The sequence below is a fragment of the Streptomyces sp. NPDC055025 genome, from assembly GCF_053608565.1.
In genome coordinates this window covers 1-12,766 of the sequence record NZ_JBSGVS010000060.1, presented here as the reverse complement: position 1 = coordinate 12,766, position 12,766 = coordinate 1, and the positions used below count along the sequence as shown (strand labels likewise).

10 protein-coding genes and 4 pseudogenes are annotated in these 12,766 nt (G+C 69.4%); 8 read left to right on the top strand and 6 right to left on the bottom strand.

Annotation, left to right across the window (positions count from 1 at the left end):
• Positions 1 to 44: 44 nt before the first annotated feature.
• The 4 genes and pseudogenes from ACWGDX_RS30380 to ACWGDX_RS30365 form a co-directional block, all read left to right on the top strand.
• Positions 45 to 1,022, top strand: a pseudogene (locus tag ACWGDX_RS30380) (lantibiotic dehydratase); the annotation flags it as partial.
• Positions 929 to 1,975 carry a thiopeptide-type bacteriocin biosynthesis protein gene (locus ACWGDX_RS30375; RefSeq protein WP_453630795.1) on the top strand — a complete coding sequence of 349 codons (1,047 nt, stop codon included), beginning with the start codon at positions 929 to 931 and terminating at the stop codon, positions 1,973 to 1,975. The pseudogene ACWGDX_RS30380 and the gene ACWGDX_RS30375, both read left to right, overlap by 94 nt.
• Positions 1,972 to 3,201 carry a lanthionine synthetase LanC family protein gene (locus ACWGDX_RS30370; RefSeq protein ID WP_453630722.1) on the top strand — a complete coding sequence of 410 codons (1,230 nt, stop codon included), beginning with the start codon at positions 1,972 to 1,974 and terminating at the stop codon, positions 3,199 to 3,201. The genes ACWGDX_RS30375 and ACWGDX_RS30370 overlap by 4 nt, the downstream gene beginning before the upstream one ends.
• Before the next feature lie 662 nt (positions 3,202 to 3,863).
• A complete protein-coding gene (locus ACWGDX_RS30365; protein ID WP_453630720.1) occupies positions 3,864 to 4,841 on the top strand; it encodes an AraC-like ligand-binding domain-containing protein in 978 nt (325 codons plus the stop codon).
• Positions 4,842 to 4,936: 95 nt separating this feature from the next.
• Here ACWGDX_RS30365 and ACWGDX_RS30360 read toward each other — a convergent pair whose 3' ends face one another.
• Complete coding sequence (locus tag ACWGDX_RS30360) at positions 4,937 to 5,824, bottom strand: hypothetical protein (protein WP_453630718.1); 888 nt, start codon at positions 5,822 to 5,824, stop codon at positions 4,937 to 4,939.
• Positions 5,825 to 5,950: 126 nt separating this feature from the next.
• Positions 5,951 to 6,403 carry a peptidase inhibitor family I36 protein gene (locus ACWGDX_RS30355; protein ID WP_453630716.1) on the bottom strand — a complete coding sequence of 151 codons (453 nt, stop codon included), beginning with the start codon at positions 6,401 to 6,403 and terminating at the stop codon, positions 5,951 to 5,953.
• A 295-nt stretch (positions 6,404 to 6,698) separates the two neighbouring features.
• Here ACWGDX_RS30355 and ACWGDX_RS30350 point away from each other — a divergent pair, with 295 nt between their 5' ends.
• The gene (locus tag ACWGDX_RS30350) at positions 6,699 to 6,893 is read left to right on the top strand and encodes an NAD(P)-binding domain-containing protein (protein ID WP_453630793.1); all 195 of its coding nucleotides are present in this window, start codon (positions 6,699 to 6,701) and stop codon (positions 6,891 to 6,893) included.
• Between the two features lie 239 nt (positions 6,894 to 7,132).
• Here ACWGDX_RS30350 and ACWGDX_RS30345 read toward each other — a convergent pair whose 3' ends face one another.
• From ACWGDX_RS30345 to ACWGDX_RS30335, 3 genes and pseudogenes are all read right to left on the bottom strand, one after another.
• Complete coding sequence (locus ACWGDX_RS30345) at positions 7,133 to 7,369, bottom strand: hypothetical protein (protein WP_453630714.1); 237 nt, start codon at positions 7,367 to 7,369, stop codon at positions 7,133 to 7,135.
• 224 nt (positions 7,370 to 7,593) lie between these two features.
• The gene (locus ACWGDX_RS30340; RefSeq protein WP_453630712.1) at positions 7,594 to 7,977 is read right to left on the bottom strand and encodes a hypothetical protein; all 384 of its coding nucleotides are present in this window, start codon (positions 7,975 to 7,977) and stop codon (positions 7,594 to 7,596) included.
• A gap of 99 nt (positions 7,978 to 8,076) precedes the next feature.
• Positions 8,077 to 8,310, bottom strand: a pseudogene (locus ACWGDX_RS30335) (sigma-70 family RNA polymerase sigma factor); the annotation flags it as partial.
• A gap of 495 nt (positions 8,311 to 8,805) precedes the next feature.
• Here ACWGDX_RS30335 and ACWGDX_RS30330 point away from each other — a divergent pair.
• Positions 8,806 to 9,111 carry a hypothetical protein gene (locus tag ACWGDX_RS30330; RefSeq protein WP_453630710.1) on the top strand — a complete coding sequence of 102 codons (306 nt, stop codon included), beginning with the start codon at positions 8,806 to 8,808 and terminating at the stop codon, positions 9,109 to 9,111.
• 207 nt (positions 9,112 to 9,318) lie between these two features.
• Here the strand turns inward: ACWGDX_RS30330 and ACWGDX_RS30325 are convergent.
• Positions 9,319 to 9,995, bottom strand: a pseudogene (locus ACWGDX_RS30325) (IS982 family transposase); the annotation flags it as partial.
• Between the two features lie 959 nt (positions 9,996 to 10,954).
• On the opposite strand from ACWGDX_RS30325, the gene ACWGDX_RS30320 reads away from it, so the two are divergent.
• Positions 10,955 to 11,875: a Rieske 2Fe-2S domain-containing protein gene (locus ACWGDX_RS30320; protein WP_453630708.1), complete on the top strand. Its 921-nt coding sequence runs from the start codon at positions 10,955 to 10,957 to the stop codon at positions 11,873 to 11,875.
• A gap of 128 nt (positions 11,876 to 12,003) precedes the next feature.
• Positions 12,004 to 12,246 (top strand): annotated as a pseudogene (locus ACWGDX_RS30315) (ornithine decarboxylase); the annotation flags it as partial.
• Positions 12,247 to 12,766: the final 520 nt, after the last annotated feature.

Genomic DNA, 12,766 nt, shown 5'->3' with positions numbered 1-12,766 from the left:
CACGTGTCGTCGGACACGCTTGCTGGGCGGGTTGAACGTGGCGGATCGGTCACCGAAACGGCCCGCTGACCGACTACCACCAGCGCTTTCGCACCGCCTACGGCGCCCACCGGCACGTGCCACTCCTGGAAATCCTCGACCCCGTCACCGGCCTGGGCCCACCCGGCCCGTACGACGCGATCGGCACCGACGAAGACCTCGGCGCGCGCCGCACCGCCGCGCTGGCCGCCCTCCTTGCCGACGCCCTGTCAGCGGGCAAGGACGAAATCGTCGTTACCGAACAGCACATCAGCCAGCTCGCGAACCCCTCGCCCCTGCCACCGCCGCGGACCGCAGAGATCCACATCCAACTGCTGCGCGGCACAAACGGACTGCGCATCGCGGTCAGCCCCGGCACCGGCTCCCAGAACGCCGGAGCCGCAGCAGGCCGCTGGATACACCGGCTTCCGCAACTGGCACCCCGCCAGGACACCGACACCGGCAGCGGACCCATGATCGCGGAAATCGCCTTCCGGCCCCGCACCCCCATAGCCGGCGCACTGGCCACCGAGACCGGCCTCGCCCCCTGGCGCATCCCGCTCGACGTCCCGCACCGCCCCGGCAACCTCCTCCCCGAGGACCTCACCGTGACCACCACCGCAACCCACCTCCAACTCTGGTCCACCCACCACCACAGACCCGTCATCCCCGTCCTCTATAACCGCCTCGCACCCCGCCTCCTCCCCCCTGCCGCATACGCCCTCCACCTCCTCGGCCACGCAGGAACCCGCCCCTGGCACCCCTGGAACTGGGGCCCGCTGGCCATCTGGCCCTACACCCCGCGCGTGCGCTACCGCGACATCCTCCTCACCCCCGCCCGCTGGCGACTGCCCGACACCCTCACCACATCCGCGGCCCACCGTCCCGCCTTCGACACAAACCTCGCCACCTGGCGCACCACGACCCGCCCCACACCACCACCCGTCCTGGTCGCCGAGGAAAACGACCGCCGCCTCCCCCTCGACCTGCGCCACGCCGACCAGCGCGAACTACTTCGCCGCAGCGTCCGCCGCGGCACCCGCACCCTGGCCGAACCCCTCGCCGCCCCCGAAGAACAGGCCGTGGTGGACGGCCCGCACGGAACCCGCCACCTCATCGACCTCGTCGTCCCCCTCACACGACGCCGCCACCCTCCCCACACCTCCCTCGAAGCCAAGCACGCACCGCGCGACCGCGGCTCCGGCACCCATCTGCCCGGCAGCCACTGGCTCTCCGCCACACTCTCCGCACCCGCCCGCCTCCACAACACGGTCCTGACGGAACTCACCCCCTGCTCAACCACCTCCCCCACGACGTCGACCGCTGGTTCTGGCTGCGCTACACCACCCCCGCCCTCGGCCCCCACCTGCGCCTACGCTTCCACGGAACACCCCACACCCTCGCCACCCGCATCCAGCCACAACTGGCCTACCTCGCCGACCAGCTCCACCACCGCCGACTGCTCGGCCCCGCCGCCCTGCGCCTGGAGCCGTACGAGCAGGAGATCGAACGCTACGGCGGACCCCGGGCCATCACCGCCGCCGAACACCTCTTCTGCGCCGACAGCCGCCTCGCCCTGACCGCCCTCACCCACACCGACGACCAGCGCCTCATCACCCCCGCCACCACGACCGCCGAGATCGCCCGCACCCTGGCCCCCGACCAGCCCCGCTCCGCCCTGAACCCCGGCCACCTCACCCGCGACCACCGCCGGCACCGCGACGCCCTCCGCCCCCGCCTCACCGACCACCCCAACACCCCCACCGAACTCGCCCCAGCACGCGCACAACACCACGCCGCGCTGACCGCCTACCGCGACGTCGTCCCCCACCAGTCCGCCGCCCGCTGCGCCAGCCACGTCATCCACATGCACGCCAACCGCGTGCTCACCAGCGACCCAGGACACGAACGGATCATGCGGACCCTGGCCGCCGACCTCCTGCACCACCGCCGATGACCACCACCATCCACGCCCAGGCCGCCGAACGCGTACGGGAGACCGCCCGTGACCTGCGCGACCCCGGGGAAGTCGCCGCTCGCGTATCGAAACGCGCCGCCCACACCCTCTGCTACGGGCTCGCCGGCACCGCCCTCCTCCACGCCTGCCTATCCCCAGCCGAACTCAGCTCAGCCGACACGGCAGCAGCCCACTGGGACGCCGCCGCCCGCCTCCTGGGCACAGCACCCGCAGACGGCATCCACACAGGCCCCGGAGCCCTCGCCGCCTCCCTGATCATCGGCACCGGCTACCTCCCCTCCCACGACCCGCACCAGGCGATGCTGCCCCGCGCCACAGCCTGGCTCTCCGCCCGCGCGACCGCGCTCGCCCGCCACCACCACCAGCGGGCCGCCCGCGCCAAGGCCACCCCATGGGCGGTCTACGACGCCATCAAGGGACTCGCCGGTATCGGCCGCGTCCTCCTCGCCGCCCACGCCCGAGGCCACGGCGCCGACGCCGAACCGGGACTGCGCGCCGCTCTCACCACCCTCACCCACATGATCCTCACTCCCGTCGGAACCCGTCCGGGCTGGTGGCTTCCCGCCGTCCTCCACCCGCCCACGGTCCATATCCCGCCCTCCGGCGCAGCCACCACCGGCCTCGCTCACGGCATCAGCGGCCCTCTCGCACTCCTGGCCACAGCCCACCGCGCCGGACACACCGTCCCCGGCCAAGCCGACGCCATCCACACCGCAGCCCAGTGGCTCCTCACCTGGCAAACCCCCGACCACACGTGGCCACCCCACATCAGCGGAAACACCCTCGACAGCAGCCCAGAACAGACCGCCGCCCCCATCCCAGGACGCACCACCGCCTGGTGCTACGGCACCCCCGGCATCGCCGCCGCCCTCGCCAACGCCGGCCACGCCCTCGGCCTCCCCGCACCCAACCACCGCGCCACCGCCGCCATGAACGCCCTCGCAGCCCGGCCGCTCCAGGACTGGGACACCGACGGCACCGCCCTGTGCCACGGCAGCGCCGGCGTCCTTCAAAGCGCCCACCGCCTGTCCTGCCACCCCCTGGCGCACCGCGCCGCTCACACGACACTGGCCGGACCCACGACCCCGCACCCGCCCGGCTACCTCACCGGCCGGGCCGGCACCGCGCTGGCACTCGCCGACTACAGCGGCCTCCTGCCGGCCCCCGCGGCCGGCACCTGGGACTGCCTCCTGCTGCTGTCCTAGCAGACCGTGACCTTCGACCCGGCCGCCGCCACGTATTTCCCCAACTGGAGCAGGTTAGGCGGTGCGGTGTCAGCAGTCGCTGCCCGGCGTGCTACTGCCAGGCTCGGTGCCCATCGGCCAGGAGACGGCCGGTTGCGTACTGCCATCCCCTAACCCGCCTTCGTAAGCTCCTGGATGGCATCTCTGCCTGGCCGGAACTTCGGGGGCGATTGCGGTGGACAGCGAAGCGGTTATCGCGGCGTCGGCTGTAGTGATCGCCGTCGCTCCGCCCGTCCTCTCAGTGCGCCAGGGGCACACGACACGCCGGCACAACATCCTTCCACCACTACAGCGCGCCCTGGTGCCCGACCACGCGGCAGGGCTCAGACTTACCGGCTCCGGACTCAGCACTGTCGTGACGGCCGACAAAGGGAAGACCGACGCCTGGAGCAGGCCAGTGCGGGCCGGATCCGGCCGCGCGCCCAAAACTGCACTCGTATCGGCCTTGGCCGCCGACTTGCGACCCGTTGCGCCAGCACTCGCACGGGAAACCGCTGGGGTTGCGGCCTTTCCGGACCGATCGACGTGGGAGCGCGGGAGCGCACCGAGATATCCCGATGCAGTGGCCTGGAACGACCGGACCGTATAACGACCACCTCTCGAAACGCCTAAGGGGGCGAACAATGATCAAAACGATTTTCCGGAGTGAGGATCTGCCACCGGACGAGAGGCTGGTCCGCTTCGACGACCTCCTGGTGAAAAGCGTGCACCCGATGCGCGTGAGGAGTGATGATGCGGAAGGCTTCCGGGCCACCGCGCGGGCGCTGGACCTCGCGGCGGTGAATGTCACGGAGCTGACGTGCACGCCGTCCGACGTGCAGCGGACACCGAAACTGATCCGCAAGGCGGACGGCGAGTTGTATTCGGTCGTCTTCGCCCTGCGCGGGCAGCTCGGGGTCTCCCAGGCCGGCCGTACTACGACGCTGGGGACGAACGAATTCGCGGTATACGACAGTTCACGGCCCTTCCACATCCGGATAGCCGCCCGCCACGACACCACCACGCTGGTGCGCGCCTATGTGCCACGGGCACTCCTGGCGCTGCCGGCGGGCGGTGCCGACCGGCTGCTGGCGGTACCTCTGCCCGGGAGCGCGGGGGTGGGGGCGCTGCTCACCCAGTTCCTCACCAGTCTGACCAGTGACAACGGCTCGTACCGGCCGGCAGACCTCACCCGGCTGAGTACCGTCGCCCTCGACCTGCTGACGGCGACACTCGCCCATCATCTCGATGCCGACACCCTCGTACCGGCCGACTCCCACCGCCACGTCCTGCTTCTGAGCATCCAGGCGTTCGTCCAGGAGCACCTGCCCGAACCGCGGCTGACCCCGGGGTTCATCGCAGCCGCACATCACATCTCCGTCAGCTACCTGCACCGCCTCTTCGAAGCGCACGACACCACCGTCTCGGCGTGGATCCGCCGCCAGCGCCTGGAACGCTCTCTCCGCGACCTCACCGACCCGGCCCAACGGACCGTTCCCATCCACCGCATCGCCACCCGCTGGGGATTCAACGACCACACAGCCTTCACCCGTGCCTTCCGCGCTACCTACGGCATCCCACCCAAGGACTACCGGCACCGGGCCCTTGAGCATTCGACGTAAGATCCCCGGCTTCGGCCCCTGCGTTGTGTGATGGGACCTCTGCGAGCGAGCGGGAGGACAGGCAGAAAACGTCCCTGCGGCCGCGGTCTTATCCGTTATCCCGCGAGGGTGTCGCGTACGTTCGCCAGGTGGGCCCGCTTGTTGGCGGCAAGCGCGCGGAACGTCTCCGGGTTCCTGGCGATGATCCGGCGCTGGAGCGCCGCTTCGGCGCGGTGCCAGACGGCTGTCAGCCCGGTGCCGCGCTTGCAGCGGGTGTCCGCCCGCGCGGTCTCGACCTCCTGCCTACCGATCTCCGGTTTCCGCACATCCCAGCGGGAATCGCCGATCGCCTCCTCAGGGGTGCGATAGGTGTAACCGGAGGCGGACATGCAGCTCCTCCATTTCTCCCTGGCGCGGACCACTTCCGCGTTCCGCTCCGTCTGCTGCAGGGTGGCGGCGCTCTGCTGGGTCAGCCAGCCGGTGTCGGCCCGGGGAACGCCTTCGGTAAGGATGGAGTCGGCCTCGTGGTAACAGCCAGGACTGTCGCCCCCGTGGCCCGAACCGTAGATCGTGGCCTCCTCCTCGGCGCCGACCTGACGGCCCCACTCCGTCACCGCTCTGCGCCGTTCCAACTCGTCGTCGGTGACGGGCATGTGGTATCCGAAACGTGATGCGGCGTTCTCGTCCGCCACCCCGTACCGTCTGCTGTTGCCATAGCCTGCCGAAGGCGCCTGGGCACTGGTGTTCACCGGCATGGTGAAGCCGACACCGGAGCTCCTGACGCAGCGCTCCAGCAGTGCGTGCCTCGCCCTCTCCAGCGACCAGTCCTCCTGCGGGCTCCACTTGAACGCGTCGAAGGGCAGCTCCAAGGAGACGGCGGACGCGCGCGCCCAGGTGGGGGCTGGGATCGGACGCCGGGTGGTGTCGTCCGGGGGTGTGCATGCTGCGAGCAGCGCGACCGGCAGTGCGACGGTCAGTGCGAGTCCGGCGATTCTCCGCTGCACGGGAACGTATCCTTCCCGGCCGAGCGGTCCAGCGGTGCCCGTGCAGTTGACCGGCACGGGCACCGCTTACCTCTCGTCCGTATCGAGTGAGGCGCGGGAACGGATGAGGTGGAGGTGACTCTGCCTTCAGCAGGAGAAGTCGGCGGAGCTCGCCGCGTTGTTGCCGACGGCGTTGTCCGCCAGAGAGGCGTCGTCCGCACCGTTCGAAAAGCGGGTGGCGTCGCCGGTGTAGTTCAGGCCCGAGTAGAGGTAGACGAAGCATCCGGCGCGGTTCTTCACCGAGGTGGTGTCGTTGTCCATGTTGATGCTGGTGAGATCTCCGTTTCCGTTACGCCAGTGGTTGTCGAAGTCGTTGTCGTCGTGCACGATGTCGCGCCAGAGATTGGTGCCCGTGGTCGACCCCGCGTTGTAGTTGACGAGGTCGAAGAGGCAGAAGTTCGGGGCGGAGCAGCTTCCCGCCATGATCTGCACGGTGCCCTCGTCCTGCGCGGCGGGCACGGCATAGGCGGCCGCACCCACGGAGAAGGGGAGGAGGACCGCTCCCAGGGCGGTACCCAACAGGAGTGACGTGACTCGCATGATGTGTCCTTTCCGTCGTTATGAAGTGCGCCGAGAGAGACCAGCAGCCCAGGAGACCAGCTGCGGCGGCGCTACGCCTTCGACGGTAGTTCGCCGGCCCTCCCCAGCTTTGACGGTCGGTCCACACTGCTTGACGCTCCGTCCACTCGTCCGCGGGAACGATCAGCAGTCACTTCCCGCCCAGGGCGCGGACCTCGCTGCCCCCTGCCCGAACCGGCTCTGCGGATGATCGACCAGATGTGCGCGAACCTCTTGAGGGTGTGGGACCGCGCATTCGACGCGGTGAACGGAGCCGCTGCGGAGCACCGTCGGCATCATCGGCGCCGGAGCCGTCGGTTTGAGCATCGGCACCGCACTGGCCGCATCCGGGATGCGCGAGCGGCTGCTGATCGCGTCCCGCACCGCGGACCAGGCCGGCGCTCTGGCTGCTGCCCGGCACACGCACCCCGGAACCCCGGAGGAGGCGATTGCTGTCGGCAGCGCGGACTGATCATCCTCGGGTGTGGCACACGCTTCGTCTCGTCAGTGACCAGCTTCTTTCACGGGAGGAGTGGAAGGCGTTGACCGCGAAGAGGAACAGGTGACAGCGGTCTGGCGGTGTGGGCGCCGGCCGCGTACCGGGGCGGCGTCCCCTTGGTGGTCTGGGATGCGGATGGCGCGGGGGCGAGGGCCAAGGTGACGGTCTGGGGGTTGTGTTCCAGATGCCGAGTCCGGCGGTACGGGTCTAGATCACCGCACGCCCACTGCCACACCGGCGGGGTTCCACAGCCATCCCAGAAGACCAAGAACGAACGGCCAGACGAGCACTCCGGCGGCTGTGCCCATCGGTGCGAAGGCGCGGTAGGCCCGCCGGTCGGAGTGCAGCAGCAGCGTGACCGAGGTGATGACCGGCTGACCGCCGAGGGCGCGGATCACGGCCGGGTGCCCGCCGCAGGGCTGCTCACGGGGCCGCGCGGGCAAGTACATCAACCCCTTCGGCCCGGAGCAGCAGCGCCGACGCGCCCGGCAGCTGCGTGAGCGCGCCAGCGACCTGCGCCACGAGGCCCCGGGAACTGCCCAATCACCGGCGGGTTTGAGGCTTATGTCCATCTGATCGACCGATCACGTTTGGGCTGGGACCGCACCGGGATTCCAGGCGGCATCTCGGTCGTGGGGCCGCGCGTTGTTGATCAGCATGTCGTTTTCGGTGACTAGTCGGGCTTTCCGAGGGACCAGCCCGATACGTCCGCGAGCCGCCCCCGGTACAAGGGCATGACTACGGCCCTGCCGGCCCCGGCGGTGGTGGCGTCCCGCAGATGGATCCACTCAGGCATCCGCTGCGCCGTTCGTTGCCCCTGCTTCTCGACGACTGCTTGGTCCACCTGCTCGGGAAGACTCTCCAGGAGTTGTGCGCCGGGGCCGTCGACATCCCGCAGGTTGTGTTCCCAGGCGTTCTTCCATGCCTTGTGGGAGATCAGGTCGCCGTGGAGAAAAACGCCGCCGACGAGGAGCGTGATCGGCAGCACCGCCTGTGCGTCCTGCCCGATCAGCCGTACCAGCATCTGGAGCTGGAGATCCGGCACCGGCTCGGTCACGAACGGTGCGGACGTCTGACGACGTGGATTCTGTTCAGCATTCACGCCAGGTACCCCATTCGGTGCCGTACTGGTGAAATCAGACTGGGCGACAAGGATTCACGAGGGAAGGAGGCCGGAGCGGAGCTTGGTGAGAGTGCGGGTGAGCAGACGAGAGACATGCATCTGGGACAGACTCAGTTCGCGGCCGATTTCCGCCTGGGTCATCTCCCGGCCGAAGCGCATCTTAATGATGGTCTGCTCCCGGTCGTCGAGCTGCCGCAGCAGGGGGCCGAGCACGTACAGGTCTTCGAACAGCTCCAGCGCCGGATCGACATCACCCACGGTGTCCGCTTCGAGAGGGTGCGCGCGTCCCTGGGAGCGACCTTGCCCGCGCGCTCGATCCACGGCAGGTAGCCGTGACCTCCGCTCTTCCCGTGCGGGTAGCAGTCGCTTCGGGAGCCTTGGCGGAGAACGTCACAGTGTCGCCTTTGGTCGAAAAGCCAGATGACCATCGACTGCCCGCCCTGGCCACCTTCATGTCTGCTGGGACCCACCCATCTCGGCAGGATGTTCCGACAGAGAGCATGCAGAACGGGACGGAGTTCCCCGGGATGGCCGAGCGGCCCCCGACGGATGCGGGGAGTGCGGGCCCGGAAGGTTTTTCCTGCCCGAAAGACCCTTCAAGGATGGTTTGCCTATAATTGCGGTGTGCGCCGTACGTGCAACCAGGGCGCGCGAGAGCTCGACAGAAAGGCCCTTCTGATGTCGAAGAAGCGCAGTCACGCTCCGCAGGATGAAGGCCCCAGCCGGTTCCGAGGACGTGATCAGCACGGATGGTCGCCGGACGTGGACGAGAGCTCGCAGCAGGACAATCCCAGCGCGCACCGCTCCTTCCACCCGGACCGGTACGCCCCGGAACCCGACGCGAGCCGCGAGCCCTCACCCGAGGACAAGAAGCGGTCAACGGCGGGCACGCCGGTCGAAAGCCGTACCCGGCGCGGCGAGGAGCAAGCCGGAAAGTCCAAGAGCGAAGGCATGCACGACACCGGCCCCAAGGGACGCACCCGGCGCCCCAGCGGCAGCAAGGACGCTTCCGCCTACACCGGGGTGGACCCCCAGGAGCCGCAGGACCGCAAGAACTCCCAGGACTGACCCTCCGGGAATCCCTCGGGACTCGCCCTCGGCCGCGACCAGGTCGCCCGCCGGTAAGGACAGGAGGGCCGCAGGTAAGACACCATCGGGAACTCGATTGGCCAGCGAGAGGCCCTAGATGCCCAATGTTTGGTTAGTGGCCGTAGGCGATGAGTGGTCGTGTGATGGGCCGGTCCGAGGTGTGCTTGTGCCAGGTCGCGGTGGTCCGCCGGGGCGGGATCTGCGGTTGCGGTAGCTGGGTCGTAACAGGGGCAGGCCGCGTTCGGCCATGAAGGCGTCGAGGTGTCTGGTACACGTATCCCTTGTAGGCGATGATCTGCCCAGGGGTGCGTGGTCGGCAGGTCCGGGTCACCTGTGAGCACGTCGGCCAAGACCTCGCGTTCGTCGGCTTTGGTGCTGGTCAGTGCCCAGGCGACGGGCAGTCCTCCGGGTGCGCAGACCAGGTGGAGCCGCAGGCCCCAGCAGAAGCGGGAATGCGAGGGGCAGTAGCCGTATCCGGCCCAGCCGACCAGGTCGAAGCATTTGGTGGTGGGCCGTGAGGGCGCGCGCTCGATGGGTGTGGAGTCCACGATCCACACGTCGTCGTGCCACAGGTCGGCGTCCCGAGCGAGGGTGCGGATGAACCTGCTGATCAGCGTGTTCACCGCCCGCAGGCGCTTGTTGTAGCCGGACTGCTGGGGCAGGTAGGGGAACTCGGCCGACAGGTGGCAGCGGGCGAACCCCAGCCAGCGGGTCTCGGAGACGAACCCGAGCGGCGCCCGCGTCACCGCCAGCTGCTCGGCATCCGTCAGCCTCGACGGACGGCCCCATCTCCGTGAACCTGCCAGAGAGTTATCGATCTTCACGTACAGTGCAGCTGCGAGGGCTTCGAGGTCTTCCGTCACAAACGGACCAACGAGACCCTCGCTTCATGCAACCAAAAACTTCGGACTTACTCATCTTAAGGTGGCCAAACAGCCCGGTGGCCATCTGATACTGCGCGAGGGACGCGTCGACGGCGACGATCCGGGCGGGCTCCTGATGGGTGGCCAGGTGAGCGTGTGCCGGGCAGCGCCGGCGCCGAGGTCACCGACGACCCGCTCCGACAGGTCGCACAACGCTTCTGTGCTGGAGCTGTGCCCTGGCTCCAGATCCGGTGGAATGTTTCAGGGACTGCGCGTTCGTGCTCGGCGCGCGCCCCCAGCCATAATGGTGCCAGAGGTGTTACCAGGGTGGCACGGGCTGCAGTCGGCGGCGTCCGCCCGGTCTACCACCTGCCGGATTGCTGGCTTCGACTTCGCGCACATGCTCGACTTCACGCTGATGCCCTGTCTGAAGAACATCGGCTCGGCAAGGCTGTACAGGCTGGCAGCCAGGGGACGACCAGCGGCCTCACCTGGGCCCGGTGCTCTCTGAGTGACCATGAAAACCATCGAGGGCTCGCGTGCTCACCGGATCACACCGGTCATCCGGGGGGCCGCATGGGGGATATCTGGTGGTGTGCCGGCTCACTCAACGTCCGAGGGGGAACACCCTGGAGTACGCGGATCAGAGCCGGACTTCCTGGTCCGGATAAGCTTTTCGGACCAGCGGTTCGTCTGCCTTTCTGACGTCCTGCCTGCCGCATGGCAGGCCGTCGACCACGCCGCCCTACTCCCGGGCGGCGCCGTGGCAGTGCTCCGGCCTGGGCCCGTTCGGCCTCGAAAAGTACGGAGACAAAGTCGAGAGGCCGTCCGGGACGTCACTGGTGGCCGCAGTCCTGATTTCGCCGTCAGTGTAGGGGCCTGCGGGACACCTCTCGCTAAAGGCATACAGCCGACCAGAAACCGCAGGTCTGTACCGCTCTCTCGGAAGGCGAGTTGTCATGAAGAACGCGCACGTGGGCTCAGCACCCGCCGGTCTGCTGCCCGGCGCCGCGGGCCCCGGACGCGTCCTCACCGCGATGGGCAGGCTGGAGCACGCCGAGGCGCTGGACCGCGTGGCCGGATCCCTGCGCCGGACCGTGCGGGCTCTCCCCCTCGGCCCGTGCAGGGACGCGCTGCACGGACGGTGGCTGGGCCATCCGCTGCATCCCCTGCTCGTGCAGCTCCCCATCGGCGCCTGGTTGTCGTCGGCGGTCCTGGACCTGGTGCCGGGGGCGCGGCGGCCGGCGGCGCTCCTTGTGGGACTGGGGCTGGCGGGCGCGGGGCCCGCCGCGCTGGCCGGCTGGGCCGACTGGGCCGAACTGGAAAAGGAGCAGGCTCGCGTCGGTCTGGCACACGCCGCGCTCAACACGCTGGCCCTTTCCTGCTACGCCGGCTCGCTGGCGATGCGACTCACCGGCCGGCGGGGCCGGCTGCTCGCGCTGGCCGGTCTCGCCTGCGTTTCCGCCGGCGGCGCCCTGGGCGGGCATCTCGCCTATCGGCAGGCGTCAGGCGCGAACCACGCCGAGGCCGTTCCCCGTCTGGTGCCGCCGGGGTGGCATGCGATCGGCGCGCTGGCGGAACTGCCCGTCGGCCGCCCCGTGCGCCGACTCGTCGACGACATCGCGGTCGTCGTCCTGCGCGAGGCGGACGACGCGCTGCACGTACTGGCGGACCACTGCAGCCATCTGGGCGGCCCGCTGTCCGAAGGAAAGGTCACCGACGGCTGTGTGACGTGTCCCTGGCACGGCAGCGTCTTCCGCCTGACGGACGGATGGAACCTCAAAGGCCCGGCCACAGCTCCCCAGCCTGCCTTCGACACACGTGTCACCGAGGGTCAGGTCCAGGTGCGCGTACGAGTCGGCACGAACCACCACATCTGACCGAACCCCCTGACCCGGCCGCCCTCGCGGCCCATCAGCGAGTGCCGCGGCGACACCCCGATGGCTCGAGCGCGCGGCCGACGCCCCGGCCTGTTCTCCCCGTTCACGGACCGGGAAGCCGCACCACCATGGACCACTCGAAAGCTGCCGTGTTGGAAGCCGTGTCGGCGTACCAGGAGCAGCAACAGCCGCCCTTCACCCCGCCGGGGCACAAGCAGGGGCGCGGCGCCGATCCGCGAATGCGGGCTGTGCTCGGCGATGCCCTCTTCCGGGCCGACCTGCTCGCGGTGGCCGCCAACATGGATGACCGGACCTCTTCTCAGGGCATCCTGGAGCGGGCCGAGGAACTGATGGCCGACGCGGTCGGGGCCGGGCGCCCGCTCGACGGTTTGCGCGACCTCGTCGCCCGCACCGGTCAGCTGCGGTCCGCGCCGCCCGTCGACGTGTCGGACCTGTCCGGCCTCTGACTCAAACAGGCCGTCCTTCCGCCAGGCCGTCCTTCCGCGCGACGCCTTCTTCAGCTAGGGGAGCAGATTCCCGCCGACCAGGCGGTCGGCCGGATCTGCGCCGAGATTCTCACCCTTATCCTCCGCGCGCACCGTGATCCTCCCCGGGAGACGCCTCAACGAGGCCGTGTTGGACTACTTGCGCAGGGGAGTCCGCGCACGCATGGTCGTCCCCCGACGCCGCCGACGTTGGCCTCGACACCATTCGCGTGTCCGTTCACGACGCCCACACGGACTGAACCGTCGCCCCCTGGCGGTTCGGCCGCCGGTCCCCGGCGGTTCGGCGGGGGCATGGAAGGGCGGGCAGGGGGCAGGTGGCCCGGTGATCGCCCCAGCAGTGGCGGCGGAGCACAGGTGCGCAGAGGCTGGAGAAAGGGTTGGTTCA